27 protein-coding genes, 3 tRNA genes and 1 pseudogene are annotated in these 25,592 nt (G+C 71.7%); 21 read left to right on the top strand and 10 right to left on the bottom strand.

Annotated elements, in window-relative coordinates; all coding sequences use genetic code 11:
* Positions 1-138 precede the first annotated feature (138 nt).
* Together ACPPVO_RS01495 and ACPPVO_RS01490 are read left to right on the top strand one after the other, a co-directional pair.
* Positions 139-795 (top strand): ricin-type beta-trefoil lectin domain protein, encoded by a 657-nt coding sequence (locus ACPPVO_RS01495; protein WP_426509403.1) that lies wholly within the window; start codon positions 139-141, stop codon positions 793-795.
* A gap of 185 nt (positions 796-980) precedes the next feature.
* Positions 981-1,256: a DUF234 domain-containing protein gene (locus ACPPVO_RS01490; RefSeq protein WP_426509401.1), complete on the top strand. Its 276-nt coding sequence runs from the start codon at positions 981-983 to the stop codon at positions 1,254-1,256.
* A gap of 166 nt (positions 1,257-1,422) precedes the next feature.
* Here ACPPVO_RS01490 and ACPPVO_RS01485 read toward each other — a convergent pair whose 3' ends face one another.
* Positions 1,423-3,255 (bottom strand): hypothetical protein, encoded by a 1,833-nt coding sequence (locus tag ACPPVO_RS01485; protein ID WP_426509399.1) that lies wholly within the window; start codon positions 3,253-3,255, stop codon positions 1,423-1,425.
* A 356-nt stretch (positions 3,256-3,611) separates the two neighbouring features.
* Here ACPPVO_RS01485 and ACPPVO_RS01480 point away from each other — a divergent pair.
* Positions 3,612-4,243: pseudogene (locus tag ACPPVO_RS01480) on the top strand (AAA family ATPase); the annotation flags it as partial.
* A gap of 25 nt (positions 4,244-4,268) precedes the next feature.
* Here ACPPVO_RS01480 and ACPPVO_RS01475 read toward each other — a convergent pair.
* Together ACPPVO_RS01475 and ACPPVO_RS01470 are read right to left on the bottom strand one after the other, a co-directional pair.
* Positions 4,269-4,589: a helix-turn-helix domain-containing protein gene (locus ACPPVO_RS01475; RefSeq protein WP_426509397.1), complete on the bottom strand. Its 321-nt coding sequence runs from the start codon at positions 4,587-4,589 to the stop codon at positions 4,269-4,271.
* Positions 4,576-4,776: a type II toxin-antitoxin system RelE/ParE family toxin gene (locus ACPPVO_RS01470; RefSeq protein ID WP_426509395.1), complete on the bottom strand. Its 201-nt coding sequence runs from the start codon at positions 4,774-4,776 to the stop codon at positions 4,576-4,578. Before ACPPVO_RS01470 ends, ACPPVO_RS01475 begins: the two co-directional genes overlap by 14 nt.
* Positions 4,777-4,791: 15 nt before the next feature.
* Between ACPPVO_RS01470 and ACPPVO_RS01465 the strand changes: the two genes are divergently transcribed.
* From ACPPVO_RS01465 to ACPPVO_RS01445, 5 genes are all read left to right on the top strand, one after another.
* Entirely contained in the window at positions 4,792-5,079 is a 288-nt protein-coding gene (locus ACPPVO_RS01465; protein ID WP_426509394.1) for a hypothetical protein, read from the top strand.
* A 77-nt stretch (positions 5,080-5,156) separates the two neighbouring features.
* On the top strand, positions 5,157-6,119 hold the full coding sequence (locus ACPPVO_RS01460; protein ID WP_426509393.1) for a hypothetical protein: 963 nt from the start codon (positions 5,157-5,159) through the stop codon (positions 6,117-6,119).
* A 213-nt stretch (positions 6,120-6,332) separates the two neighbouring features.
* Positions 6,333-7,148 carry an RNA polymerase sigma factor gene (locus ACPPVO_RS01455; protein WP_426509391.1) on the top strand — a complete coding sequence of 272 codons (816 nt, stop codon included), beginning with the start codon at positions 6,333-6,335 and terminating at the stop codon, positions 7,146-7,148.
* Positions 7,145-7,780 carry a hypothetical protein gene (locus tag ACPPVO_RS01450; protein WP_426509389.1) on the top strand — a complete coding sequence of 212 codons (636 nt, stop codon included), beginning with the start codon at positions 7,145-7,147 and terminating at the stop codon, positions 7,778-7,780. The genes ACPPVO_RS01455 and ACPPVO_RS01450 overlap by 4 nt, the downstream gene beginning before the upstream one ends.
* Positions 7,781-7,819: 39 nt before the next feature.
* Positions 7,820-8,554 carry a DUF429 domain-containing protein gene (locus tag ACPPVO_RS01445; RefSeq protein ID WP_426509387.1) on the top strand — a complete coding sequence of 245 codons (735 nt, stop codon included), beginning with the start codon at positions 7,820-7,822 and terminating at the stop codon, positions 8,552-8,554.
* Here the strand turns inward: ACPPVO_RS01445 and ACPPVO_RS01440 are convergent.
* Positions 8,551-9,030, bottom strand: a complete 480-nt coding sequence (locus ACPPVO_RS01440) for a hypothetical protein (RefSeq protein ID WP_426509385.1) — start codon at positions 9,028-9,030, stop codon at positions 8,551-8,553. The two genes, ACPPVO_RS01445 and ACPPVO_RS01440, sit on opposite strands and share 4 nt — an antisense overlap.
* A 64-nt stretch (positions 9,031-9,094) precedes the next feature.
* Here ACPPVO_RS01440 and ACPPVO_RS01435 point away from each other — a divergent pair.
* From ACPPVO_RS01435 to ACPPVO_RS01410, 6 genes are all read left to right on the top strand, one after another.
* A tRNA-Arg gene (locus ACPPVO_RS01435) sits at positions 9,095-9,167 on the top strand.
* Between the two features lie 98 nt (positions 9,168-9,265).
* Positions 9,266-10,978: a hypothetical protein gene (locus ACPPVO_RS01430; RefSeq protein WP_426509383.1), complete on the top strand. Its 1,713-nt coding sequence runs from the start codon at positions 9,266-9,268 to the stop codon at positions 10,976-10,978.
* Positions 10,979-11,012: 34 nt separating this feature from the next.
* Positions 11,013-11,085, top strand: a tRNA-Ala gene (locus ACPPVO_RS01425).
* Positions 11,086-11,181: 96 nt separating this feature from the next.
* Positions 11,182-11,439 carry a hypothetical protein gene (locus ACPPVO_RS01420; RefSeq protein ID WP_426509382.1) on the top strand — a complete coding sequence of 86 codons (258 nt, stop codon included), beginning with the start codon at positions 11,182-11,184 and terminating at the stop codon, positions 11,437-11,439.
* Positions 11,440-11,625: 186 nt separating this feature from the next.
* Positions 11,626-11,698 (top strand) — tRNA-Ser (locus ACPPVO_RS01415).
* Positions 11,699-11,795: 97 nt separating this feature from the next.
* Positions 11,796-13,115, top strand: coding sequence for a PQQ-binding-like beta-propeller repeat protein (locus ACPPVO_RS01410; protein ID WP_426509380.1), 1,320 nt, complete (start codon positions 11,796-11,798; stop codon positions 13,113-13,115).
* Here the strand turns inward: ACPPVO_RS01410 and ACPPVO_RS01405 are convergent.
* Complete coding sequence (locus ACPPVO_RS01405) at positions 13,112-13,819, bottom strand: metallophosphoesterase (protein WP_426509378.1); 708 nt, start codon at positions 13,817-13,819, stop codon at positions 13,112-13,114. The two genes, ACPPVO_RS01410 and ACPPVO_RS01405, sit on opposite strands and share 4 nt — an antisense overlap.
* Before the next feature lie 56 nt (positions 13,820-13,875).
* Entirely contained in the window at positions 13,876-14,433 is a 558-nt protein-coding gene (locus tag ACPPVO_RS01400; RefSeq protein ID WP_426509376.1) for a helix-turn-helix domain-containing protein, read from the bottom strand.
* A gap of 74 nt (positions 14,434-14,507) precedes the next feature.
* On the opposite strand from ACPPVO_RS01400, the gene ACPPVO_RS01395 reads away from it, so the two are divergent.
* Genes ACPPVO_RS01395 through ACPPVO_RS01385 form a run of 3 tightly spaced genes read left to right on the top strand, consistent with a single transcriptional unit; the run spans position 14,508 to position 17,123 of the window.
* Entirely contained in the window at positions 14,508-15,176 is a 669-nt protein-coding gene (locus tag ACPPVO_RS01395) for an AzlC family ABC transporter permease (protein ID WP_426509374.1), read from the top strand.
* A complete protein-coding gene (locus ACPPVO_RS01390; RefSeq protein WP_360367313.1) occupies positions 15,173-15,481 on the top strand; it encodes an AzlD domain-containing protein in 309 nt (102 codons plus the stop codon). Before ACPPVO_RS01395 ends, ACPPVO_RS01390 begins: the two co-directional genes overlap by 4 nt.
* A gap of 13 nt (positions 15,482-15,494) precedes the next feature.
* The gene (locus ACPPVO_RS01385) at positions 15,495-17,123 is read left to right on the top strand and encodes a fumarate hydratase (protein ID WP_426509372.1); all 1,629 of its coding nucleotides are present in this window, start codon (positions 15,495-15,497) and stop codon (positions 17,121-17,123) included.
* A 3-nt stretch (positions 17,124-17,126) separates the two neighbouring features.
* Here ACPPVO_RS01385 and ACPPVO_RS01380 read toward each other — a convergent pair whose 3' ends face one another.
* Both ACPPVO_RS01380 and ACPPVO_RS01375 read right to left on the bottom strand, forming a co-directional pair.
* Positions 17,127-17,537: a hypothetical protein gene (locus tag ACPPVO_RS01380; RefSeq protein ID WP_426509370.1), complete on the bottom strand. Its 411-nt coding sequence runs from the start codon at positions 17,535-17,537 to the stop codon at positions 17,127-17,129.
* A gap of 69 nt (positions 17,538-17,606) precedes the next feature.
* Positions 17,607-18,089, bottom strand: coding sequence for an Lrp/AsnC family transcriptional regulator (locus tag ACPPVO_RS01375; protein WP_426509369.1), 483 nt, complete (start codon positions 18,087-18,089; stop codon positions 17,607-17,609).
* 102 nt (positions 18,090-18,191) lie between these two features.
* On the opposite strand from ACPPVO_RS01375, the gene hppD reads away from it, so the two are divergent.
* The 4 genes from hppD to hisC all read left to right on the top strand — a co-directional run bounded on the left by hppD (position 18,192) and on the right by hisC (position 21,963).
* The gene (gene hppD / locus ACPPVO_RS01370; protein ID WP_426509367.1) at positions 18,192-19,349 is read left to right on the top strand and encodes a 4-hydroxyphenylpyruvate dioxygenase; all 1,158 of its coding nucleotides are present in this window, start codon (positions 18,192-18,194) and stop codon (positions 19,347-19,349) included.
* 202 nt (positions 19,350-19,551) lie between these two features.
* On the top strand, positions 19,552-19,941 hold the full coding sequence (locus ACPPVO_RS01365; protein ID WP_426509365.1) for an RDD family protein: 390 nt from the start codon (positions 19,552-19,554) through the stop codon (positions 19,939-19,941).
* 16 nt (positions 19,942-19,957) lie between these two features.
* Positions 19,958-20,932 carry an RDD family protein gene (locus ACPPVO_RS01360; protein WP_426509363.1) on the top strand — a complete coding sequence of 325 codons (975 nt, stop codon included), beginning with the start codon at positions 19,958-19,960 and terminating at the stop codon, positions 20,930-20,932.
* Entirely contained in the window at positions 20,929-21,963 is a 1,035-nt protein-coding gene (hisC, locus tag ACPPVO_RS01355; protein WP_426509361.1) for a histidinol-phosphate transaminase, read from the top strand. The genes ACPPVO_RS01360 and hisC overlap by 4 nt, the downstream gene beginning before the upstream one ends.
* Before the next feature lie 25 nt (positions 21,964-21,988).
* Here the strand turns inward: hisC and ACPPVO_RS01350 are convergent, their stop codons facing one another.
* Both ACPPVO_RS01350 and fahA read right to left on the bottom strand, forming a co-directional pair.
* Complete coding sequence (locus tag ACPPVO_RS01350) at positions 21,989-23,374, bottom strand: PQQ-binding-like beta-propeller repeat protein (protein ID WP_426509359.1); 1,386 nt, start codon at positions 23,372-23,374, stop codon at positions 21,989-21,991.
* A gap of 705 nt (positions 23,375-24,079) precedes the next feature.
* On the bottom strand, positions 24,080-25,288 hold the full coding sequence (gene fahA, locus ACPPVO_RS01345; protein WP_426509357.1) for a fumarylacetoacetase: 1,209 nt from the start codon (positions 25,286-25,288) through the stop codon (positions 24,080-24,082).
* Positions 25,289-25,592: the final 304 nt, after the last annotated feature.

Genomic DNA, 25,592 nt, shown 5'->3' with positions numbered 1-25,592 from the left:
CGACGGCCAACCCGAGTACGCGAGAACGCCCGCCGATATCCGCCTGACCCGCGCCGGCGCAGGGGCTGGCGCGGCCCCGCGACGGCCGCCCTCCGGGTCAATCGTTTCCGACGGCGTTTCGTTGCTGTCGGCTCGGGCGTGCTGACGGTCACGCTGGGCGCCACCGTGCTTGCGCTGAGCGTCGGCGATGGGCCCGCGGCTCCCGCTCCGGGTGCGGCCGGGTCTACAGCGCCGGCGGGTCGTCTCTTCGGGACAGCTGCTGTGCCGGCCCCACCGTCGTCGCCGGTGTCGAACGCGGCGGCAACGGCAGGAGTGCCGTCCGTCTCCGGGGAGCCGTCCCTGCCCGGGGTGTCACCCAACCCATCGGGTGCCGCCCCGCCGATAGGTAGCCCCGTAACCAGCGGCCAGCCCACCCTGCCGCCTCCGCGTGGAGGCGAGGTCAGCACAGGACGGATCACCAGCGTCTCCGGACTGTGCCTCGATGGCAACGCCGGCCCGAACGGCGAAGGGATCCGGAGGTGGGACTGCAACGGCACCTCCGGTCAGGCATGGACCGTCGCTGACGGTGGCACCATTCAGGCCCTTGGTCGATGCCTGCAAGCATCAGGTGACCAGGTCCGTCTGCGCAACTGCGATGGTGGACCGGCCCAGCAGTGGCGGTCAGGACTCGCGGGCTCGCTGGTCAATCCGGCATCGGGGCTGTGTCTCGGGGGTCCGGGCGACGCGGACAGCAGGGCCCTGCAGCGGATGGTGGCCTGCAACCAGTCCGATGCACAACGATGGATCTTGCCCTAGTCGGAGGGCGATGCCCGCGTCGGCCGACGTACCACGTGCTGCGGCGGCCCTCACCAGGCGACGCGTGAAGGCATTCGACCAACTGATCGGCGACTCCGACTCGCACGCACTGAATTTTCAGCTGTCGTCGTTGCCCGGCGTCGGCACACATACCGCCGCCGGCGGGAACACTGCCCAGCAACACGGTGGTTGGCCGCTGGTGGAAGGACGAGACTGTCAAGATCGACGTACTAGGCCTAACTGGTGATCAACCAGTCCTCGTCGGCGAATGCCGATGGCAGGCCAAACCGCTCACGCAGCGGGATCTCGGTGACCTGCGGCGCCGGGCCACTTTCCTGCCACCGCCAGGTGCGGCCGGGCTCACGTTAGCCTTCTGGTCCCGCGGCGGCGTGGACGAAACACTGGCCGGCCATCCCGAAGTCCGGACTTTCACCCCTGCCGACATCGTTGGCACGGACTGAGGTCGCGACACGGGCGACACAGCGGCGCGGCGAGCGTGAGGAAATTCGGTCGAGCTGACAGCTGACGACGCGTATGCCGACTCGCCGCTTGACGGCCGCGGTGAGGTAGCCACCGCAGAAGCCTCGATGACGGCGCATCGCGGGCCCATTCGCCTCCGTCGGCGCCTCAACGGATCGTCATCCACGCGCGCAGATTGCCAACGAGCAGAACGCATGATGCAAGCATCAGCACGGCAGCCGCTCCGGCCCGCCAGTTACGGACGACGACCTCGACGGCGCCCAAGACGGCGAACACGGCGGCGCCGGCCGCGGCCATGGTTGCCGCGAACCGCACCAGCCGGCCGCGGGCGGCCGCCTCGATCGCGAGCATGAGAGCCATCAGACCGGCGAACGACCAGAGCACTCCGATGGGTGGGCTTATCACCACGAGCGCAACCCCGGCCAGCATGACCGACACCGATGCTGCCGACCATATCGCCAGGAACCGCTGGCGTGGAGCATCGGCGGTGAGCGGAAGAGCACGGCGGCGCAGATGGGCGTGCGGAGCCTCGATGGGCGGCTGGGTTCTCGCGCGGACGATCGCATCGAGTTCCTCGCGGCGCGCGGTCTGCTCGGTGTGCAGCCGCGCGATGGTCTCCCTGCCGTCCCGGCCGTAGCCGGTCTTGTCACGGCGGGTCTTGTCTGCACCAGCGCGGCTCGCATAGGCGGCCCTGGCCCGGTCGCTGGCGCGCAACTCCCGCGACGTCTGCCGGTGGACGTCGATCTCGACGGCGAGCTCGGCAAGGCGTCGTTCCAGCCAGCTCGCACGGCTCTCCCGCAACACGGCACCGTGCTCGACGGTCGGGTACTCCTCGTCGAGGCCGGCCCACGCCACTGGGTTCGCCCAGCCCGGCCGGACCGCCCCATCTCGCTCATACCGGGGCCCGGCCGGTGCCCGCTCGCCGCCGAAGTGGTCCCGCGTGTCCAACCCCCACAACCCTCGATAGTCGCGGATCCACGGAGTGTTGTCGTCAACCAGCACCGGATGCCAAACCCGGCGCTCGCCGACACCGATGCCCAGGCCATCGCCGCGGTGGTAGTCGATGAACGGGATGCCGGCGGTCGTCGCCGGCATGTCCCTGGTCCAGGGCAGCAGAGTCCGGGCCACCCGCCGCAATGCGGCCGCGACGCGGTTCAGCCACGCCAGGGCGACGGTCGTCACGTACTCACCCGGTAGGTAGGCACCGGCGTGCGATCCGGCCCCCGCGTACACCACCGGATGCGTGCCGACGAACTCCATGTCCGGGTCGTCCCAGCGTCTACGCAGGTCGTCGCCGACCTCGTCGTGGGCCGAGAACGCCACCCAGGCCGGGCGCAGGGAGCCGCTGAGTGTCACGCCGAGGAAGATCGTCACCTGTTCCCAGTCGGCCTCGTGGTCGTTGACCCCGATGAACGTCGAGCGCCAATCATTCATCGGGTAGAAGTACCAGTACTGCAGGGCGACGTAGCCGCCGTCCCGGGACACTCTCGCGTAGTAGGGATGATCGTTCGCCTGCATGTGCGTGACGTACAGGCGATGCGCCGCCGCCCGGGTGCCGCCGGGTACCGTCCCCCGCAGGAGAATGGACAAGCGGAGCCCGGCATCGACGAGCCGCGCGAACAGCCCGACGGCAGCGAAGCGGCTACTCGGCCGGAACGACGGCTGCGTCCCCTCGCGACGCCACCGCCGGTACTCGGCACCACGCATCGGACGGTCGACGAGGCGCAGGTACAGGCCGTCCCCGGCGAACCGCTCCCCCACCGCGGCCAGACGCTCCAGCGTCAGCTCACCGGCCTGGACCAGACATTCGTCGCGTCGTTCACCCGGGCGCCGACGCCACAGGCTGGCCTGGCCGACGTAGGCGCTTACGGCTGTCGGCAGGAACAGCTCACCGGCCGTGTACCGGATCACCGGCTCATACGCGCGCAGCAGGGCAAGGTCACCCTCACGGGTGCCGGGCCCGGCGGGGGTCTCCGCCATGCCGATCCCCTCCTCACGGTGTCCCAGTAGCCTCGCTACCGGCGTCCGCCTCGCTACCCACGGCCGGCAGGTTCATCCGCCCGGCAATCCACACCACGGATGCAAGAAAACAGATCCGGTCCGGTCAGCGGCTAAACGCATATTGCCAACGCGCCCCGTGCGCGGTGAGCAGCACGCTGCCGCCTGCCGATATGTCGGCCGACTCGGCCTCAAGATCGCGGATCGCAACGGATCGAAGACGAACCGAAATTCGGTGAACGGTGGACGTGCCGCGCGTTACGTGGTTGGTCGCTTGACGGCCGCGGTGAGGTAAGCACCGCAGCGGACGTCCCACGCGCCGGGGTGTGCGACCCCGGATACGCGAGCGAGCCGACCGAACCTCCAACAGGATCACCGTGCCCGCACTCGAAACCGAGCTCGCCGACGAGCGAGCGCACCTCGACGCATCACGGCAGGCGCTGCGGCGCATGCCGAGGAGCTCTTCTCCACCGGAGACCAGGTCGCCGGCGACGCGTACGCCACGGAAACGCTGGGCCGGCACCTCGCCCGACGCATCGCCGACCTCGCCGACAACCCCGACACGCCGCTCTTCTTCGGACGGCTCGACCTTGACGACCACGACTACCACATCGGGCGCCGCCACGTGACCGACACGGCCGGCGAGCCTATGGTGCTCGACTGGCGCGCGCCGCTGTCGCGCAACTTCTACCAGGCCAGCGCCCGCGACCCGCAGGGCGTCGACGTGCGCCGCCGCTTCGGGTCCGGCAAGGGCGAGCTGACCAGCTTCGAGGACAAGCACCTCAGCCGCGGCGAACAGAATGCCGTCAGCCAGATCCTGCTGGAGGAGATCGAGCGTCCGCGCGTCGGGCCGATGCGAGACATGGTCGCCACCATCCAGCCCGAGCAGGATGCGCTCGTGCGCGCCGAGCTCGACGAGTCGATCTGCGTGCAGGGGGCGCCGGGGACCGGGAACCCCAACCCCGGATTGTGACCCATTACCGCCGGGGTCAGGGTCAGGCGACCTTCAGCTGCTCGTCGCCGAAGTCGGCGATCAGCTTCAGCGTGCCGCCGAGTGCCTCGATGTACCGTGCGAGCACCTCCTGCGTAGAGACACTGCCGGCCTCGATCTGCGACACCCGCGCCACCGAGACACCCATCCGGGACGCGACCTGCTCCTGCGTCATCTCACGTCGCTTGCGCAGCTCAGCCAGCCGCCAGCCCCGAGCCTCGTCCAGCATCGCGCCGACCGCGACGTCGAACGCCTCGCGGCCGCCTGCGGTTTCGACCGCGCGCTCCAGGTGATCGGTATCCCGCCACCGCTTAACGCCGCTCATCCCCGACCTCCCTCTCTCGCTCCTTCAAGTATGTGGCGTAGAACTGCTCCGCTTCCGGTATGGCCTGCCGGTACCACCGGTTCCACTGACCGGACTTGTCGCCGGCGATGAGCAGGATCGCGGATCGCCATGGATCAAAGACGAACAGAATCCGGATCTCGCTCCGCCGGCCGAGGAAATCGAACAACCCCGCGTCGGACCCATGCGCGACATCGTCGCCACCATCCAACCCGAACAGGTCGAACTCGTCCGCGCCGAGCTCGACGAGTCGATATGCGTGCAGGGGGCGCCGGGGACGGGGACGGGGAAGACCAGCCTGGCCGTGCGCTGGGCGCACCGCAGCGCCCAGCGCTTCGACGGCGGCCAGTTCTTCGTCGACCTCCGCGAGGGCGCCGCGGACCCGCTCGCGGCGGTCCTGCCGCTGGCGCTGAGCATCGCCGCCGCCCGCGCGGCCGTGACCCCGTCGCTGCCCCTGTCCGCCCTCGTCTGAGGATCACCGGTCATCCATCATCTTCGACCTGAACGGCCCATCCACTCCGGCCGGAGCAGGCCTTGCACGCTGCGAGAATGCTCGATGTGGACGCCGTCGGCCCGATCTGTGCAGCGCTCGCCGCGGGGCGCGGGCGGGCTCCGGCGGCCGGGGCGCTGCGCCGGGCGCTCGTCGCGCGGCTGGCCGAGTTCCCCGAGGCGCAGGGGGCGCTGGCGCGGGAGCTGACCAGCGCGGCGCACTGGCGGGAGCTGCTCGGCGACGCGCTCGTCGCCTCCGGCGCGACCCGCGACCGCGAGGTGCTCGCCGCGGCGCGGGCGGTGCTGGACGCCGGCGGCTCGCGGTACACCATGGACATCCGCGGCGCCGGGAACGTCCAGGCGGGCGACGGCAACATCCAGATCGGCAAGAACCTCGGCGCCGCGGCGCAGCAGATCCACGGGCCGGTGACCATCAACCAGGCCGCCTCCTCGCACTCCGAGTCCGGGCTGGGCGACAACTACGGCGCCGTCGGCACCTTCTACGGCCCGGTGTCGATCCGCGTGCGGCACAGCGCGCTCGGGGCGGCGACCGGGCTGCTGCTCACCGCGGTGCTGCTCGTCCTCGCCGCCCTGGTGTGGCGCGCCGCCGACGACGGCCCGATCGGCTGGGGCTCGCTGCCCGACTTCGGCCTCGCGATGCGCCCGACCTGGTGGGCCTGTCTCGTGCCGTTCGCGATCGGCGTCACCCAGAGCGCGAAGGTGGGCACGGCGACGCCCGCACTGCGGATGATCTCGACCGTGACCGAGCACGTGCTGGGCTGGCCGGCGGTGTTCGCGCTGCTGGTGGTGAACAGCCCGCATCGGTACCGCGACCACTGGTACACCAGCGCCGACGCCGTCGCGTTCAGCAACGGCGTCAACGACTTCCTTCAGCGGCACTTCTTCGCCGACGCGCCGCTGTTCACGAGCGCCTACGTCTGCCTGTTCGCGATCGGCGCGGTGTCGGGTCTGGTCGCCGGGGCCATCGAGCGGCTCAAGGCCGAGGCCCGGCCGGTCCGCTGACCGAGATCGTCGGGGTGGCCGAGACCGTCGGGTCGGCGAACGCGAGACCGGGCACGGCGGCGGCCAGGGCCAGACCGACCAGGATTCGAGCACGCAACGCGACTGCCTTCGTGAGAAAAGCCGCATACACGGCATTACGGGCGACCGTACCAAACCACCCGTTCGGATGAGCCGAGTCGCGAAAACCCAGCCGGCGTGGCCTACCGTGTGCTGGTGACGGCGTCGGTTCAGGGTGTGCGGGACGAGGATCTCGCCGCGCCGCTCGCCGCCGCCATCGAGGGGGATGCCTCCGCGTTCGCGGTGCTCTGGCGGTCGCTGCACCCGCCGGTGCTGCGCTACCTGCGCGTCGTGTGCGGGGACGCCGCCGAGGACGTCGCCTCCGAGACGTGGCTGCAGGTGTCGCGGGATCTTTCGAGATTTGACGGTACCGCCACCGCTTTCCGGGTCTGGCTCTTCCGCATCGCCAGGCATCGCGGGATCGACGAGAACCGCCGGGCGTGGCGCCGGCACGAGGAGCCGCACGAGGCCGTCGAGCAGCTGAGGGTCGCCGCGACCGCGCGCGACGTGGCCGCGGAGGTGGTCGAGCTCGACGAGACGGACCGCGCGCTGCGCATGATCGCGAGCCTGCCGCGGGACCAGGCCGAGGCGGTCATGCTCCGCGTGGTCGCCGGCCTCGACGTGGCGGGGACGGCCCGGGTGCTGGGGAAGCGCTCGGGCGCGGTGCGGATCGCGGCGATGCGCGGGCTGCGGCGGCTGGCGGAACATCCGGAGCTGCGGGCCGCCGACCGCGCGGACGGGCCCGGCCGGGCGCGGTCCGGCGAGGTCGACCCGGCGCGGCCCGGCGAAATCAACCGGGCGCGGTCCGGCGATGATGACCGGACGCGGCCCGGCGACGACGGCCGGGCGCGGCCCGGCGACGACGGCCGGGCGCGGCCCGGCGACGATGGCCGGGCGCGGTCCGGCGACGATGACCGGACGCGGTCCGACGACGACGGCCGGGCGCGGTCCGGCAACGAGGGGCGGGCGTGATGAAACGCGATGAGCTCCCCGAGGGCCGGCTGGGCGAGCTGCTGTCGGCCGCGGCCGCGCCCGGGCGCAGGCACGAGCTGCGCGGCGAGCCGGACGCGGTCGCGACGTTCCGCCAGGAGTACCGCCCGCGCATCGCCCGCCCCCGCAAGCGCCGCATCTTCGCCGTGGCCGTGGCGGCCGTACTCGCGGCCGGCGTCGGCGGGACGGCGTTCGCGGCGAACACCGGCCGGCTGCCCGACCCGGTGCAGACCTGGTTCGACAAGCACACCGACCTGAAGCCCGACCACCACGACCAAGAGCCGGTCTCGACCATGTCCGCGCCGCAGACCCCCCGGCCACCCCGCGCGTCGGCGGCGACCTCGGCGGCGGCCGGCCCGACGCCCCCGGAGGCGTGCCGGGCCTGGGTGGCGCGCCGCACCGACTCCCACGCCCGGCCCGTGACCGGCGACGAGCGCAAGGCGCTGTCGCTGCTGGCCGGCGGCGAGCGGGCGATCGACGCGTACTGCGACCGCCTCCTCGGCCTCGCCCCGTCCTCCTCCGCGGCCGCCCCGCCGAGCGGCAAGAACGGCAACTCCGGCGGCAACGGCAAGAGCCCGGGCGGCAAGAACGACAATCAGGGCAACAACGGCTGAGGTGTAACACCGCACGCCCGGGCGACGCTGTTTACCTTCGTGCTCACCGCAGGTGTCGATCTCGCCCCCACCGACGAGCGGACCGCCCTCGTGACCGTCGCGTGGTCGCGCGGCCGCGCCGCGCTGCGCGAGGTCACCATCGGGGTATCCGACGCGCGCATCGTCGCGACCGTGCGCCAGTCCGACAAGACCGGCTTCAACTGCGCGCTCGGCTGGCCCGAGCCGTTCGCCGCGCTCGTCAACGCGCACCGCGTCGGGCACACCGCGAGCCTGCCGAGCAGGGAGAACGGGGCGAACTGGCGGCGCGTGATGATGTACCGCACGACCGACGAGGCCGTGCGCGCCACCGTCCCGGGCGTCGTCCCGGCCAGCGTCGCCGCCGACCGCCAGGGCCACGCCGCCCTGCGCTGCGCCGCGCTGCAGGCCATGCTCGCCCGCTCCGGCCATGACGTCGACCGCAGCGGCACCGGCACGATCGTGGAGACCCACCCGGCGGCGTCACTGCACCGCTGGGGCGTGACCCGCCGGTACAAGGGCCGCCACGCGGGCCTGGCCGCCGCCCTGCACGACGCCACCGCGCGCTGGCTCGACCTCGGCTCCTTCGCCCCGCTCGTGATCACGAACCGCGACGCCTTCGACGCCCTGGTCGCGGCCCTGACCGCGCGGGCGACGGCCCTGGGCCTGACCCTGCGCCCGGACCCCGATCAACTCCCCCTGGCCAAGATCGAGGGCTGGATCGCCGTCCCGTCGACGGGCCTCGACGCGCTGCCTTAGATCGACTCGTCCAGGTGTGCGCTCCACACCGCGTTGCCCTGCTCGTGGGCGTCGACGCCGGCGAAGAAGGCGTCCGCGAGGTTGCCCGTCTCCGAGTCCGGGTACCCCTCGATCTCCAGGAACTTCGGCCGGTGCACCGCGAACGGCTCCGGCCGGTACGGCACGGCGATGACCAGCTTCTTCGGCGCCGGCCCGTACTCGACGGCCTCGGCGATGAGGGCGTCCACCTTGCCCGACTCGAGGTGGATGTACGCGTCGAGCACGAGCACCGCCCGCAGCCGGCCCGCCGGGTTGGTCTCCAGCTCCTCGCGGCCCTTGCGCGCGCCCTCCGCGATGTCCTCGGCGACGAAGCGGGTCATCCCCCGCTGGCCGTTGACCTCGTCGTACCCGAGCAGCGGCGTCAACGGGCCGCCGTCGGACACGCTCCACACCCCGTGCGCGGCGAAAAATCCGGCAAGTCTGGCGAAGTCATACATGCGCCTCAGCATTACACGGGCGCCCCGCCCCGCGCCGCCCCGCCGATCTAGACTCGCCCGCGGCGGGGCCGTAGCGCAGAGGTAGACGCATCGGACTGCGGATCCGAAGGACGCCGGTTCGACTCCGGCCGGCCCCGCCCTCGAGCACCCGATGAAGAACGCCTGACGTAGAACGCCTGACGTAGAACGCCCGACGTAGAACGCCCGACGAAGACCACGCGACGAAGGAGGACGGTTGCGAGCGCTGCATCCGTCCGCGGTGCCGGCCAGGATGATCGAGAAGGCGACCGAGCGCCGCCTGGCGGGCGACTGGCCCGGCGCCTGCGCGGCCGCGGGCGTCGTCGTGCACGTCGACCTGGCCACGCTGCGGCGACACTTCGGCGCCGAGGTGGCCGGGCCGCTCGAGGCCGACCTGCGCCACCTCGTACCCGACCTCCTACGCTGGCATTTCCCCCGCGACCGCAACGGCTTCCCGCGCACCGACGCGTTCTACCCGCTGGCACTCCTGCCCGACGACCACGGGCTGTTCGCACGCGCAAGGCCCGGCGAGCACCGCATCGACCTGCGCATCGACCGCCTGGTCGAGCAGCCGGGCCGGCGGGACGACACCTTCGTGCTCCTGCGGGATCGTTGGGATTCCCGGTGTACCGCGGAAATCCTGGCCCGATCCGGAGGAGTCACCCGGCTGCCGTTCTTCACCGCGGCGGGCGCGCGCCACGCAACGGAGGACGGCTCCCCCGAGGGCCGCGTTGAGTCCGCCCTGGGGCTCGACGCGCGCGGCCGGCACGCCGCGGCGTGGGCCGTCGCCGGGTACGACCTCCAGGTCCTCCTCTTCGACCGCCGCTTCGGCCGCGACCGCCTCGACCCCGCCGCGTTCGCCATCGACCCGGCCGAGCGCAACCGCGCCCGCGGCGCCGCGGTCGAGCGCTCGCTGGCCTGGCCGCGCCCGGTCCACGCGACGTTGCGGGAGGCCGCGCGCCGCACCCTCGCCTACGTGCGGGAACTCCGCGCCGCCGCCCCCTGGCCCCGCCCGGGCGTCGTGGGGCCGTCGCCGCACCCGATGACCGAGGTCAACGACCACCTGGGCCTGGTACGCATCGACGTACGCGGCCGCACGATCGTGCTCGACGGCGCCCGGGCGCGACTGCTGACCCGCGGGCCCTACCACGAGACCGACGCGTCCCGCCGCGACGCCGAGCTCGACGAGTTCGGCACGACGATCGAGCGCATCCCGGTCGTCCCGCCGGTGCTGGTCCACCGCCCCGAGGAGCTCGACGCCCTGCTCCGGGGCCCGGCGCGGCTGCACCCGCTGGTCCATCGGGCGCTGTTTCCAGAAGCGCCGGCAGCGGTACCGCCGGAGCCGACCCGGCTCCGCACGACCCTCCGCGTGCAGTGCGACCACGCGACCCACGAGATCACCATGCGCGCCGGCGAGATCGTCGTGCCGCACACCTCCGCCGAGATCGACCGCGAGCTCGCCCTGTCCGCCCTCGGCGGCGCCCTCCAGGGCTGCGTCGCCGCGCGCGAGGGCTGGCGCGCCGCGGACATCCGCCCGCCGCGCCCGGTGCGCCACCTGCAGCTGGAGCTGCTGCACGTCATCCGGCACGGCGACACCGCCGTGGTACTCGACGCCCTGGCGCGGGGCCTGGACCCGCACGTGCGCCTGCCCGCACACGGCGAGACCCTCCTGCACCGCCTCCCCCTGCTCCCGAACGGCGAGGCCCTGCTGCCGGGCCTGCTGGCGGCCGGCCTGGACCCGAACGCGCGCGACCGCCGGGCCCGCACCCCGCTGCACGAGGCCGTAGCGCGGGGCTCCGAACACCTGGTCCGCGCCTTACTGAAGGCCGGCGCCGACCCGAAGGCGCGCTCGCACCCGAGCGGCTACGTGAACATGGCGGGCTTCACGGGCCGCAAGGACCTGGCCTTCCTGCGCCCCTTGCTCCAATGACACCGGACCCCGGCGCCGTAGACTCCGGCGCGGCAGGGCCGTAGCGCAGAGGTAGTCGCACCGCCTTCGCAGGGCGGGGAACGCCGGTTCGACTCCGGCCGGCTCTGCCCCTCATCACCCGGAAGGCAACCCCCGAACGGCAGGCGTTGTCCAGCCACGTGGCGGGTACCGTACGAATCCCCGGACTCGGCAGGATCGAAGACGTGTCGAAGCCGCACGGAGCGCCCGGCATCGTCGTCGCCCTCAACCTGCTCGCCGCGCTATGGGTCATCGGGGGCCTGGCCAGCGTGTCCACGCTCTGGCCGAACGACGGCCCCTATGACCGCCCGACCGAGGCCGAGATCGCCCCGGCCTTGACCGTGGCCTTCATCGCCGGCCTGGCCGCGACGGTCGCCGTGAGCGCCGCCGCCATCGTGAAACACCTGTCCAGGCGCGGCGAGGCCCCCGAGCTGGAGTCCTGAACCCGACCGGCGTCGGCCGGCCCTATTTGCCCGTTACCTGCCGCCGGTCGTGGCGTCCGAGCGTTCGGCCCACACACGCGGGACGTCGGGCCGACAGAGGGGTAGCGACCGCGCCGGCGATCGGCGCTGAGGCGCCGACGTGGCGACGCCGCCGAGGAGCGGTGACGCTCTAGACTGCCGCGCGGCAGAGCCGTAGCGCAGAGGTCGACGCACCGCCTTGCTCAGGCGAAGGACGCCGGTTCGATTCCGGCCGGCTCTGCCCCTGGACCGGAGTGTCACGTTCGGGTGAATCGGCGCGACACGGGCAAAAGGCGTCATCCGGCGGATTATCATGCCGCGGCGCTACGCTCGCGGCCGTGGCTAGGGGAGCGGTCCGCAACTTCGAGACGGCGCTCGGTGCGATCGGGGTGCTGGCGCTCATCATCACCGCCATCATCATCACCGGCTGGAACCCGCTGCCCAAGGTCGGTGACTGGTGGGAGAAGGTTGCCGACAGCACCGGGAAACTGTCCACCCCCGACACGACGTGGACCGAGCGCGTGGGCGGGCAGCCCTCGTCGGCCGTTGTCGCCGGTACCGCCGCCATCGTCAGCATGCGCGGCACCGTTGAAGGCCGGTCGCTGACCTCCGGGCAGGTGCTGTGGACCAAGGAGGCCGACTGGGCCGGGGTCGCGGGCGACGGCGGGAACGTGGTCGCGATCGTCGGGCGGCGCGGGACCGGGCTCGAGGCGCTCGACCCCGGCACCGGGACGGCGCGGTGGAAGGACGGCGAGGCGGTCGGGGCGTGGACGTTCCGGGACTCCGTGCTGACGCTCGCGTGCGGCAAGCTCAGCGACTGCACGCTCACCGCGCGGGCGCCGCGCGACGGGGCGCAGATCTGGAAGCTCACGCTGCCGGGCATCGGGCGGGTGCTCAACGGCATCAACAGCGACCTGCTCGGCACCGAGGTCAAGGCCGACGCGTACCGCGACGCGATCGGGGCCATGCCGCGCACGATCCCGGCGATGCTCGGGTTCCCGATCGACCAGAAGGTGAAGGTCGTCGACACCGGGCGCGGCAAGCTGCTGCCGGAGGAGAGCGTCTCGAACACCACGCGGGTCGTGGTCGCGGGCGGGCGCGTGCTGGTGTCGACGGCGGCGCCGAAGGACGGTAACTGCCGGTACAGCCTCGAGGCCCGCGACGCGAGCACCGGCAAGGCGGTGTGGAAGAAGGACGGGTACGACCTGCACACCGCCTCCGGCGCCGGGTGCGAGCAGCGGCACGACCCGTCCGGGGCCGACACCGTGCTGATCGCGACCCGCGGCGACAACCGCGAGGTGTTCCTGTCGCCGCGCGATGGGCGCGAGATGTGGGCCGGGGCCGACGGCGACGAGATCGTGGCGGCCGACAGCCAGTACGGGCTGGTCCGGTCCAACGGCGGCAAGACGCTCGCGGTCGTCGGGTTCGACAAGGGCGGGCGGCTGTGGCAGAAGGACGTGCCGGCGAAGGCGGACATCGCCGTGTCGCGGTACGCGGTGCTCGTGCGCGACTCCGCCGGCGGGCACCTGATCGCCTATGCGCCCGCCGACGGACGAACGCTCATCGACGCGAAGACCACCGCGGACGTCCTCGGCATCGGCGAGCACGGGCTGATGGTCGGGCGGGGCCGGACCATCGGGTACCTGCCCTTCGGTTAGAGGATCTTGTAGGTCGAGGTCAGCCGCCCGCCGGTGTACTGGTGGAACACGAGGGCCGGGCGGTCGTCGTAGTCCATCCCGTCCGTCTCGCGCTCCCAGGGCATGATCAGTGTCGACTTGATGCCGGGCGCGATGACGAGCGGCACGCCCGCGAACGTGGTCACCGTCGGCGTGTGGAAGTGCCCGCACAGCACCGCGACGACGTTCGTGTGGCGGCGGATCACGGCCTCGAGGCGCTCCTCGCCGAACTGCCGCAGCCGGTCGGCGTACGGGTGCTCGAGCGCGATCGGCGGGTGGTGGAAGCACACGAACGCGGGGCCGTCGATCGACAGGGCCTCGTCGAGCCACTCGATGTTCTCGATGAACCCCTCGTCCTTGCCGGGGATGGTCGAGTCGACCAGGGCGAAGAGCACATCCCCGACGCGTTCGACGCGGTTGAGCGGGCCCAGGCCGGCGGCGACGAACTCTTCCCGCCGATCGTGATTGCCCGGCAGATGGAGCAGTGGTACATCGAGCCGCTTGAACAACATCTTGAGCTGCTCGTACTCGTCGGGCTGCCCGTGGTCGGCGAGGTCTCCGGTGAGCAGGACCGCGTCCACCTGGCGGTGCAGGCCGAGCAGGTAGTCGACGACCCTCGTGGTCCGCTCGACGATGCGCCGGCCGCCGTCCACGTGGGTGTCGCTGACGTGCGCGATGAGCGTCATGTGGTGACGCTAAGGAGCGGGCTCAGGCGGTACAACGTCCAATTGCGGATCCGCGGTCAGCGATGCTCCATGACCAGCGCGAACGACGTATGAGGGGCCAAGGCCTCATAGCCGTGCGCGACGTCGCCGGCGAAGGAGGCGTAGTCGTGGACGTCCAGGTCGACCGGTGAGTCCTCGGGGCCGACCCGGAGCCGTCCGCTGATCATCACGACGTGCTCGATCGTGCCGGGCAGGTGGGCGTCGGCCTTGCGGGCGCCGATCGGCTCGACACGCATCAGGTAGATGTCCCGGCGTACCCCGGGCGGGCAGGTCGCGAGCAAGGTACCGATGAAATCCGCCTGTTCGGACTTCACCGTCGGACCCTCACCGGCCCGGATCACGCGGGGCGCGGTCGGCGGCGGCTCGACCAGCCGGCTGAACGGCACGTTGAGCGCCACGGCCAGGGCCCACAGCGTCTCGATGTTGGGGTTGCCGGCCCCCGACTCGAGCTGGCTGAGCGTCGACTTGGCGATGCCCGCGCGCTTGGCGACCTCGCTGAGCGACAGCTTCTCGCGCTCCCGCTCGCGGCGCAGCGCCGCGGCGATCAGGTCGATCGGGGGCTTGTTGGGGTTCAAGGCACTTCCGTTCGGTACGTCGAACGATTTATTCGGCTTGACGAACACTGGCGATGGGTCCAGCATACCGAACTATGCGTTCGATTCTCCGAACAGATCCGATCGCCCGCGACGTGGCGGCGCTGTGCGCGGCGGCCATGGTCGTCGGGCTGTCGTTCGGCGCGATCGCCTCGGCCGCCGGGGTGCCACTGTCGAAGATCATCGCCATGAACGCGCTGGTGTACGCGGGCGGCGCCCAGTTCCTCGCCGTCGGGCTGGTCGGCGCCGGGGCCACCGCCGCCGCGATCGTGCTCGCCGGGCTGCTGCTCAACGCGCGGCACCTGCCGTTCGGCCTGGCGATCGGCAACGAGGTGCTCGGCCGGCGCCGCATTCTGGGCAGTCACCTGATGACCGACGAGTCGGTCGCGTTCGCGCTGGCCCAGGACGATCCGGCCCGCCGCCGCCGGGCCTACTGGCTCACCGGCATCAGCCTGTACCTGACCTGGAACGTCTCGGCCGCGGTGGGGGCGATCGCCGGGTCCGCGCTCGGCGATCCGGACGTGTTCGGCATCGACGCGGCGTTCCCGGCCGCGCTGCTGGCCCTGACGCTGCCTTCGCTGAAAGAGCGTGCGGCTGTACGTGTGGCAGTCGCCGGCGCCGCCCTGGCCCTCGCCGCCACGCCGCTCCTGCCCGCGGGTCTACCCGTACTCGTCGCCCTGCTCGCACTGCCCCTGGCGAGCACGAAACTCGCGAGGAACAAATGAGCTGGATCGCCATTCTCGTCCTCGCGGCGGGCACCTACGCCTTCCGGTTCGCGGGGCCCGTCCTGCGCGAGCGGGTCTCGGTGTCGGAGAACGTCAAGCGGTACCTCGCGCTCGCCGCCATCGCACTGCTCGCCGCGCTGATCGCCACCGCCGCCCTGCTGGAGGGCACGCACTTCGTCGGAATCGCCCGCCCCGCCGGGGTACTGGTGGGGGCGGTGCTCGCGTGGCGGAAGGCGCCGTTCGTCGTCGTCGTGGTGGCCGCGGCACTGACGGCGGCCCTGCTCAGGGTCGCCGGGGTCGAGTAATACAGTCGTGGGCATGCCCGAATTCGCGTTCTCGCCGCTGCTGCCGCTCGGACCCGACATCACCGAATACCGCCTGGTCACCAGCGACGGGGTCGGCCGCGACGGGCGGTTCCTGACGATCGAGCCGGAGGCGCTGACCCGCCTCACCGACGAGGCCATGCACGACATCGCGCACTACCTGCGCCCGGCCCATCTGACCCAGCTGCGCTCGATCATCGACGACCCCCAGGCCTCGCCGAACGACCGGTTCGTCGCCCTCGACCTGCTGCGCAACGCCAACATCGCCGCGGGCGGGATCCTGCCCATGTGCCAGGACACCGGCACCGCGATCGTGATGGGCAAGCGCGGCCGCTTCGTGCTCACCGACGGCAACGACGAGGCCGCGATCGCCCGCGGCGTGTTCGACGCCTACACGCGCCTCAACCTGCGCTACTCGCAGCTCGCGCCGCTGACCATGTGGGAGGAGAAGAACACCGGCTCCAACCTGCCGGCGCAGATCGAGTTGTACGCCGAGGGCGACGACGCGTACAAATTCCTCTTCATGGCCAAGGGCGGCGGCTCGGCCAACAAGAGCTACCTGTACCAGGAGACCAAGGCCCTGCTCAACCCGACCCGCATGATGCAGTTCCTCGAGGAGAAGCTGCGCCTCATCGGTACCGCGGCCTGCCCGCCCTACCACCTGGCGGTCGTGATCGGCGGCACCTCGGGCGAGCACGCGCTCAAGACGGCGAAGCTGGCCTCGGCGAAGTACCTCGACACCCTGCCGGTCTCGGGCTCGCCGGTCGGCCACGGCTTCCGCGACCTGGAGCTGGAGGCCGAGGTCCTCCAGCTCACGCGCGAGTTCGGGATCGGGGCCCAGTTCGGCGGCCGGTACTTCTGCCACGACGTCCGCGTCGTGCGCCTCCCCCGCCACGGCGCCTCCTGCCCCGTCGCGATCGCCGTCTCCTGCTCCGCCGACCGCCAGGCCGTCGGCAAGATCAATGAGCAGGGCGTCTGGCTGGAGCAGCTCGAGCGCGACCCGGCCCGCTTCCTGCCCGACGTCACCGACGAGCACCTCGACGACGACGTGGTGTCCGTGGACCTCAACCGCCCGATGCCGGAGATCCGCGCCCAGCTGTCGCAGCTGCCGGTCAAGACCCGCCTGTCGCTGACCGGCCCGCTCGTCGTGGCCCGCGACATCGCCCACGCCAAGATCGCCGAGCGCCTCGACGCGGGCGAGCCGATGCCGCAGTACATGCGCGACCACGCCGTCTACTACGCCGGCCCGGCCAAGACCCCGGAGGGCTACGCCTCGGGCTCGTTCGGCCCCACGACGGCGGGCCGCATGGACTCGTACGTGGAAAAGTTCCAGGCCGCGGGCGGCTCGATGATCATGCTGGCCAAGGGGAACCGCTCCAAGCAGGTGACGAACGCCTGCCACCAGTACGGCGGCTTCTACCTCGGCTCGATCGGCGGCCCGGCGGCCCGGCTGGCCCAGGACTGCATCAAGCACGTGGAGGTGCTGGAGTACCCGGAGCTGGGCATGGAGGCCGTCTGGAAGATCGACGTCGTCGACTTCCCGGCCTTCATCGTGGTCGACGACAAGGGCAACGACTTCTTCGCCGAGGTCACGAAGCCCGTCCTGACCCTCGGCCGCCGGTAGCACTCACGACGCCGCTCGCCATCGGGGCTGGTTCTCGCCGGCGTTCCGGGTGCAGCGCATCCTCGTGCCCGCCGACGTGTAACCGATGGCGCCCTCCGGCGAGCAGAACGCGCCGGGGTGGACGTTGCCGACCGGCCCGCCCGCCGGTGCCGTGGTCTTCGGCGCCGGCGGCTTCGTCGTCGTCTTCGTCTTCGCCGGCGTCGGGTTCTTGGTCGTCACCACGGGCACCGGCACCGCCGGCGCCGTCGTCGGCACGATCACCGGCGCGACCGACGGCGACGGGCTCACCGACTCGCTCGACACCGCCGACGGGGCGACGCCGACGAGGTTGTTCGGCTTGGCCGGCGTGTCCGGATCGCAGGCGGCAAGCGCAGCGACGGTCAGGACGACGGCGATCCAGCGACGAGTGGCCACGACCCGATCGTCGTCGGAAGCGAGCCGGAATGGATCGGATTCGCGACCATTCGCGATCGGCTGATGCGCTCAGCGGTCGTCGGCAGCCGCCGCGGCGACCAGGGGCAGCACGCGGTACGGGATCTGCGAGGCCAGGGCGATGATCGTCGAGGAGCGCAGAATCCCCTCGAAGCTCATCACCCGGTCGATCACCCGCTGCAGGTCCGCGTTCGAGCGCGCCACCATCCGGCACAGCAGGTCGCCCGACCCGGTGATCGTGTGGACCTCCAGCACCTCCGGGATGTCCGACAGGTGGGCCGAGACCGGGTCGTGGCCGAAGCGCTGGCGGATCTCCAGCGTCACGAACGCGGTCACCGCGTAGCCCAGGGCCGCCGGGTCGACGTCCGGCCCGTGGCCGCGGATCACGCCGCGGGCGGCCAGGCGGTCGAGGCGCGCCTGCACGGTGCCCCGCGCGACGCCGAGGCGGCGGGAGCACTCCAGGACGCCGATGCGCGGCTCGGCGTACAGCAGGCTTATGAGGCGTGCATCGAGAACATCGATTTCATTGGACAATATGCTCACCAGTACCCGCCGAAAATGCCGCCAATTGTGCAACTTGACCACGCAGAATAGCGTTCCTTGCCCAACATCGGAAAATCGGGCGACGCTACACGTATGACCCGCGCCATCGAAGACCTGACCGAGCTCATCGGGGCCGTCGAGCACGACGTCTCCCACGATCCCTTCCCGCTCACCGGGCTCGATCACGTCCGGTTCTACGTCGGCAACGCCAAGCAGTCGGCGCACTTCTACTCGACCGCGTTCGGCATGACGCTGCTGGCGTACCGCGGGCCGGAGCAGGGTCACCGCGACCACGCCGAGTACGTGCTGAAGTCCGGCTCGGCCATCTTCGTCTTCGCCGGCGGCGTGCACCGCCAGGCCGAGGCCACCCAGCACTACGAGCGCCACGGCGACGGCATCGCCGACATCGCGCTCGAGGTGCCCGACGTCGACACCGCGTTCGCCTTCGCCGTGCGCCAGGGCGCCACGCCGCTGGAGGAGCCGCACGACGAGCAGGACGAGCACGGCATCGTGCGCCGGGCCGCGATCGCGACGTACGGCGAAACCCGCCACACGCTCGTCGACCGCTCGCGCTACTCCGGCCCGTTCCTGCCCGGTTTCGTCGCGCGCGGGCCGATCGTCGCGCCGCCAGCCAAGCGGTACTTCCAGGCCGTCGACCACGTCGTCGGCAACGTGGAGCTCGGCCGGATGGACGAGTGGGTCGGCTTCTACCGCCGGGTCATGGGCTTCACAAACATGGCCGAGTTCGTCGGCGACGACATCGCCACCGAGTACTCCGCGCTCATGAGCAAGGTCGTCGCGAGCGGCACCCGCAAGGTCAAGTTCCCGCTCAACGAGCCCGCGGTGTCGCGCAAGAAGTCGCAGATCGACGAGTACCTGGAGTTCTACGGCGGCCCCGGGGCGCAACACATCGCGCTGGCGACAAACGACATCCTGCGCACCGTCGACGAGATGCGGGCGGCCGGCGTCGAGTTCCTCACGACCCCCGACTCGTACTACGAGGACCCCGAGCTGCGCGCCCGCATCGGCCAGGTGCGCGCGCCGATCGAGGAGCTGAAGGCGCGCGGCATCCTCGTGGACCGCGACGAGGACGGGTACCTCCTGCAGATCTTCACCAAGCCCGTCCAGGACCGCCCGACGGTGTTCTTCGAGCTGATCGAGCGGCACGGGTCGCTCGGCTTCGGCAAGGGCAACTTCAAGGCGCTTTTCGAGGCGATCGAGCGGGAGCAGGAACTTCGCGGGAACCTGTAACACTGTTCGGGTGACATATCCGGGCCAGCCGCAGCCGGGTGGTGCCCCGAACCCCGGGACACCACCCGGTCATCCGCAGGGTTATCAACAAGGTTATCCACAACGTGGGTACCCGCCCGGCGGTTATCCACAGGTCAGCGGCGCTCCGGCGAGTTATCCACAGCCCGGTTATCCACAGGGTGCCTATGCGGTACCGCCGCCGGTGCCGCGGGTCCCGAACGGCATGCCCCGGGCGAACTTCGGCGACCGGTTGCTGGCGACCCCGACCGTCCTCGGCATGGTCGCGGCCATCGCCGGCGCGGGCGCCACCACCTCCTCGTCCAAAGAGGCCCCGAGCGCGGGCCTGCTGTTCGGCCGCACCGGCGTCACCTGGGGCAAGCGGGCGATGAAGCTGCAGCTGATCCGCCTCGACGACCTGGCCGCGCCGGTCGACCGCGGCGTGCTCGCCAAGCGCTGGGCGACGCAGAGCCTCGTCGGCGCCGTCGTACCGTTCTTCTCCTGGGTCGACGGTCTGTGGCAACTGTGGGACAAGCCGTACCAGCAGTGCCTGCGCGACAAGGCGGCGGGGACAATTGTGGTGAAGGTCGGATGAGCGGTACGGAGGGTTTGTGACAGCGCCCGGTTGGTACAAGGATCCTGCGGACCAGGACGTCCAGCGGTACTGGGACGGCGAGGGCTGGATCGGCGAGCCGGTCCCGGCCTCGGAGCCCGCCCCGGCGGCGCCGCCGGTGATCGCCGAGAAGCCGGTCACCCCGGCCGCGCCGGCAGCGCCGACGCCGCCGTCCCCGGTGGTCACCATGCCCGGTGCACCGTTGCCGCAGGGTGCGGTGGTACTCCCGCCGGGCACTCCGATCCCGCCGGGCGGATTCCCGCCCGGGCAGCTGCCGCCGGGCGCGATCGTGCTCCCGCCGGGCACGCCCCTGCCGCCCGGACTCCTGCCGCAGGGCCAGCTGCCGGCCGGCGCGGTGCAGGTGCTGCTGCCGCCGCAGGCCGGTTTCGCGGTGCCGGCGCAGATCCGCCCGCACGGCTACGCCCTCGCCCCGCTCGGCAAGCGGCTCCTCGCCCGCCTCGTCGACATCCTCGTGGTCGCCGTGATCATCGGGATCGCGACGGGCTTCCTGATTTATCAGTACGTCAAGGAGGTCGGCCCGGTCATGGCGGAGATCTACCGCCGCCAGGCCGCCGGCCAGTCGTTCAGCGACGTGACGACCTCGGACCGCGCGCAGTACCTGCAGATCATCATCCTGATCCTGATCGCCGCGATCTGGTTCGCCTACGAGGTCCCGTCCAACGCCGGCAGCGGCCAGACCCTCGGCAAGCGCCTCCTGAAGATCAAGGTCGTGGGGCTCGACGCCGACCAGCCGCTGGGCTTCGGCCGCGCGATCCGCCGCTGGAACCCGCTGGGCCTGTGGGTCCTGCTGTGGACCTGCGGGATCGGTTTCGTGCTGCAGTTCATCGACGCCCTGTCCCCGGTGATCGACTGGCCCCTGCACCGAGCCATCCACGACCGCGCGGCCGGCACCGTCGTGGTGATGGCCGACCGCGACCCCGATTCCGCCCCGACTCCCGGAGATCTGCCATGAGCCTCACCCGCCCGGACCTGGATGCCCTGCCCGCCTACGTCCCCGGCCGCAGCGTGCCCGGCGCCATCAAGCTGGCCAGCAACGAGGTCCCCTACGGCCCCCTCCCCGGCGTGGTCGAGGCGGTGACCGCGGCCGTCGCGGGCGTGCACCGCTACCCCGACATGGGCGTGACCGAGCTGCGGGCGCGCCTGGCCGACCGCCTGGGCGTCGACTCCGAGCGGGTGGCGACCGGCTGCGGCTCCGTGGCGCTGTTCGAGCACCTGTTCCGCGTCGCCTGCCTGCCCGGCGACGAGGTCGTCTACGCCTGGCGTTCCTTCGAGGCGTACCCCATCATCGGCGCCACCACCGCCGCGAAGAGCGTGCGCGTGCCGAACACCGGGGCCCACGCCCACGACCTGAACGCGATGGCCGACGCCATCACGGATCGCACGCGGATCGTCATCGTGTGCAACCCGAACAACCCGACGGGCACCGCGGTCCGCAAGGCCGAGCTGGACGCCTTCATCGACCGGGTGCCCGCGAACGTGATCGTGGCCCTGGACGAGGCCTACCGCGAGTTCGTCACGGACCCCGACGTGCCCGACGGCCTGCGGGAGTACGGTGACCGCCCCAACGTGGTGGTCCTGCGCACGCTGTCGAAGGCCTGGGGCCTGGCCGGCCTGCGCATCGGCTACCTGATCGGCTCGCCGGAGGTGGCCGCGGCGGTGCGCAAGGTCGTCACCCCGTTCTCGACGTCGCTGGCGGCCCAGGCCGCGGCCCTCGCCGCGCTCGACGCCGAGGCCGAGATGCGCCGCCGGGTCGACCTGGTCGTGGCCGAGCGGACGCGCGTGGTCGAGGCGGTGCGCAAGGTGTACCCGGACGTACCGGAGACCCAGTCCAACTTCTTCTGGCTGCCCCTGGGCGACCAGTCCGCCGAGTTCGCCGCGGCCCAGGAGCGCGCGGGCGTGATCGTGCGCTCCTTCCAGGGCGACGGCGTCCGCGTCACCATCGGCACCCCGGAGGAGAACGACGCCTTCCTCGGCGCGCTGTAGTCACGCGCGTGGGTCCTGGCCGGGGTCAGCCGATGCCGACCAGGACCACGGTGTCCTGGCTGAAGTAGTACTTGTCGTCGATCTCGGATTCCTTCGTGGTCTGCAGGCGCTCGATCACCAGGTACCCGGCGTGCAGGTAGTACATGCTGTACACGAACCGGTCCGCCGGCCGGATGCGCAGCTCGGTGCTCGAGGTGACCGCGCCGGTCTCCAGGTTCAGCACCAGCAGCTGGTACTCGGTGTTGATCACGTAGAAGTTGCGCTGGTCCCCGCCGATCAGGCGGCCCGAAACCTCGGACATCCACAGGCGCTTGCCCGTCGAGCGCGAGTACGCCCAGATGTACCCGCCGGTCATCTGCTGCGCGACCACGTCCCCGACCGCGATCACCGTGTCCTTGTCGGCGACGGGCTCCGGCTTCACGGTGCGGTCGGCGGCGAGCGACCAGTACGAGGCCGTGATCGTGCCCAGCCCCGCGGCGGCGTCGGTGTACGACACGACGCCCTCCCCGGTCGGCGCGGCCTTGAACATCGTGCAGCCGGACCGGCCGAGCTGGCACGACGACGGCTCGATGAACCAGTTGGAGACGTTGTCGGTACCGAGTGAGGCCCCCGGCGGCCGCCAGGTACTCAGCAGCACGCCGCTCGCCGCGTCGTACATCTCCAGGGTGGCCGGCTTGGCGCAGGTGTTCTTCACGAAGTACGTGTCCGGGCCCGTCCAGTCGTTGGACCGGCACCCCGGCTCGGTCGTGAACGAGCGCGTCCACTTGATCGTGCCGTTGACCGGGTCGATCCCCTCGACGACGTCCTTGCCGGTGGCGATGACGACCGGCTGCCGATCGACCGTGGACGCGCTGACGAACAGATCCTCGGGCAGCCACATGGTCTTGGCCCCGGTACGCCGCCCCGCGAACGACTCACCATCCGCCGGGTCGATCTTCGCCTGCCAGACGATGTCGCCCTTCTCCGCGTCGAGCGCGACGATCTCGCCGTCCGACCACTTCGTGATGACGACCGACATGCCGACCCCGCTGGCGGGCTTCTCCACCTCGACGATCGACACCACCTCGGCCGGCCACCGCCGGTACGACCAGTGCGGCGTGTTCATCCGCTGCGCCGTGACCGGAGTGTCGGCAAAGACCCGCCGCTGCTCCGTGTACACCCGCAGCCGCCCTTCGACGATCAACGGCGCCGCCGGCAGCTCCGAGTACTGGATCGCCTTGATCGGCTCGGCCGAGGGCACCGGCTTGTCGGCGCGGCTGACGGTCTCGGCGGGCTTCAACGTGCGGTAGGCGGTGATACCCATGGCGAAGAGCACCACGAGGACGAGCAGCCCGGTGAGCACGAACCGCACCGGCCGCGACCAGCTACGCGGCGACACCAGCCGCCGGAGCCCGTCCGCTCTCGTCCCCATAACCACCTCCGCCGCGCACGATACCTGCCTGATGCGAAACAACGCGCACGGCGACCGTCGATCCGCAGAAGACTCACACCGCGTTCCCACCGCCCCGTGACATTCTTCGCGCTCCATCCGAGCGAGCCAGATCACCCAATCGTGTCGGCCAAGCCGATTGGCGCCGGTGCCCTACGTTCGGCGAAACCCGGCCATGCATTTCAGAGCCGCAGCGCCCGTCCACATTTCGGCGCTCGACCCGAAGCACAAAGCCACCCGCCCGCGGCCGCACAACGCCCGCCCCCGCCCGCGCATGCAGGCCGGCCTGCAGCCGCACGCCGCTCGCCCCGCCCTGGGGGCATGGGCCACTCGCCCACCCGCGCACGCTTGCCAGCTCGCAGCCACGCACTGCTCGCCCCGCCCGCGGGCATGGGGCCGCTTGCCCGCCCCGCGGGCATGGGCCGCCGCCCGTGGCCGTGAGCCGGCGACTGGCGGCCACGGCTGAGCGCGTGGCGGGAGGCACGACCGGTGACGGCCGTCGCCGCCATGCGTCCACAAGCACGACGGGCAGCGAGCCCGCAGTCGGCCCGCCCGAGCGCACGCGACGGAGCTCGCCACGCGCGGTGGGATGCCGCACGTGAGGCCCAATCGCCTCCCGGATCGACGCCTTGCCGCCCGGAGCGATGCCGCAGACCGACGGCTCGCCCATCGTCACAAGGTTTCCGCTCACTCCGGCTTGGTGATCGTGCCCGTCACCTCCCCGAAGCCGATCCGCGCCCCGCCCGCCCCCGGCGCCGTCGCGGTGATCGTCACCGTGTCGCCGTCGAGCAGGAACGACCGCGCGGTGCCGTCGGCGAGCTGGATCGGCCGCGCCCCGTTCCAGGTCCGCTCGATGAACGACCCGGTCTGCTCGGCCTCCGCCCCGCTCACCGTCCCCGAGGCGTAAAGGTCCCCGGTCCGCGCCCAAGCCCCGTTGACCGTCATGTGCGCCAGCTGCTGCGCCGGCGTCCAATACATCCCCGCGAACGGCGGCCGGGAGACCAGCGTGCCGTTCCAGAAAATCTCAATCCCGATGTCGTACCCGTAGTGCTCCCCCGCCCGCAGATAAGGCAGCACGGGAGGCACCTGCGGCGGCCCGGGCACCCGCGCCGCGTCGAGCGCGTCGAGCGGCACCACCCACGGCGACACCGACGTCCGGAACGACTTGCCCAGGAACGGCCCCAGCGGCTGGTACTCCCACGCCTGCAGATCCCGCGCCGACCAGTCGTTGACGAGCACCGCCCCGAACACGTGCTCGCGGAAGTCGTCGATCGCGACCGCCTCCTCCGACGGCACCCCGACCACGAACCCGACCTCGGCCTCGATGTCGAGCCGCAGCGAGGCCCCGAACGCGGGCGCGTCGTCGTCGGGCGACTTGCGCTGCCCATACGGCCGCGGCACCTCGGTCCCGGACACGACCACGGTGCCGGCGCGCCCGTGGTACCCGACGGGCAGGTGCTTCCAGTTCGGCAGCAGCGCCGCCCCGCCGGGCCGGAACAGCCGGCCCAGGTTCGTCGCATGCTCCTCGGACGAGTAGAAGTCGACGTAGTCGGCCACCTCGAACGGCAGCTCGAGCCGCACATCGGCGACCGACAGCAGCAGTGGCTCGATCGACTCCTGATACCGCCCGGCGCTCAGCAGCTCGACCAGCCGCTCCCGCACCCGGGCCCAGACCGGCCGCCCGGCCGCCATGAACCGGTTGAGCGTCCCCTGCCCGAGAAAGGCCCCGCCCGCATCGACGAGCCCGCGCCCCTCGGCCGCCGCGAGGTTGAGGATCCGGTCCCCGATCCGCACCCCGGTCCAGCGGAACCGGTCCTGCCCGAATGCGCAGTACGGCAGGTTCTCCACCCCGAACGGCTCACCCTCGGCCAGCTCCAGCCACGCCGCACCGCTCACCGCACACCTCCCGGGACCGAAACCCGCTCGACTCCCTCGTCAGCCTCACGAACCACGAACGCGACACCGGCAACATGCCCAACGGCGACGTCGGATCGCGCACCCCGGACAGAAGGCCGGCCCGCCGGCAGGATCAGGCGCTCCGGGAGCCCGGGTGACGACGGCCGCAACAACGCCGGCGACCGCGGCGCCGAGGGAGACAGGACCAGCGCCCGCGGAAGCACCGGCCGCCCCGGTGGCCCCGATGGCAGCGAACGCGACGGCGACGGCGACAGCGCGTGCGGAAGAGCCAGCCAGCGCAAGG

It is taken from the genome of Dactylosporangium sp. McL0621, from assembly GCF_049995355.1.
In the GTDB taxonomy this organism is placed as follows: domain Bacteria; phylum Actinomycetota; class Actinomycetes; order Mycobacteriales; family Micromonosporaceae; genus Dactylosporangium.
Note: the sequence above shows the minus strand (reverse complement) of the source record. Positions and strands in the feature narration are given on the sequence as shown.

Excerpts from the sequence above, each read along its gene's own strand:
- ACPPVO_RS01485 (WP_426509399.1), bottom strand. The coding sequence starts at position 3,255 with ATGGCGGAGACCCCCGCCGGGCCCGGCACCCGTGAGGGTGACCTTGCC.
- ACPPVO_RS01475 (WP_426509397.1), bottom strand. The coding sequence starts at position 4,589 with ATGAGCGGCGTTAAGCGGTGGCGGGATACCGATCACCTGGAGCGCGCG.
- ACPPVO_RS01465 (WP_426509394.1), top strand. The coding sequence starts at position 4,792 with ATGCGCGACATCGTCGCCACCATCCAACCCGAACAGGTCGAACTCGTC.
- ACPPVO_RS01460 (WP_426509393.1), top strand. The coding sequence starts at position 5,157 with ATGCTCGATGTGGACGCCGTCGGCCCGATCTGTGCAGCGCTCGCCGCG.
- ACPPVO_RS01440 (WP_426509385.1), bottom strand. The coding sequence starts at position 9,030 with ATGTATGACTTCGCCAGACTTGCCGGATTTTTCGCCGCGCACGGGGTG.
- ACPPVO_RS01405 (WP_426509378.1), bottom strand. The coding sequence starts at position 13,819 with ATGACGCTCATCGCGCACGTCAGCGACACCCACGTGGACGGCGGCCGG.
- ACPPVO_RS01395 (WP_426509374.1), top strand. The coding sequence starts at position 14,508 with ATGCGTTCGATTCTCCGAACAGATCCGATCGCCCGCGACGTGGCGGCG.
- ACPPVO_RS01390 (WP_360367313.1), top strand. The coding sequence starts at position 15,173 with ATGAGCTGGATCGCCATTCTCGTCCTCGCGGCGGGCACCTACGCCTTC.
- ACPPVO_RS01385 (WP_426509372.1), top strand. The coding sequence starts at position 15,495 with ATGCCCGAATTCGCGTTCTCGCCGCTGCTGCCGCTCGGACCCGACATC.
- hppD (WP_426509367.1), top strand. The coding sequence starts at position 18,192 with ATGACCCGCGCCATCGAAGACCTGACCGAGCTCATCGGGGCCGTCGAG.
- hisC (WP_426509361.1), top strand. The coding sequence starts at position 20,929 with ATGAGCCTCACCCGCCCGGACCTGGATGCCCTGCCCGCCTACGTCCCC.
- ACPPVO_RS01350 (WP_426509359.1), bottom strand. The coding sequence starts at position 23,374 with ATGGGGACGAGAGCGGACGGGCTCCGGCGGCTGGTGTCGCCGCGTAGC.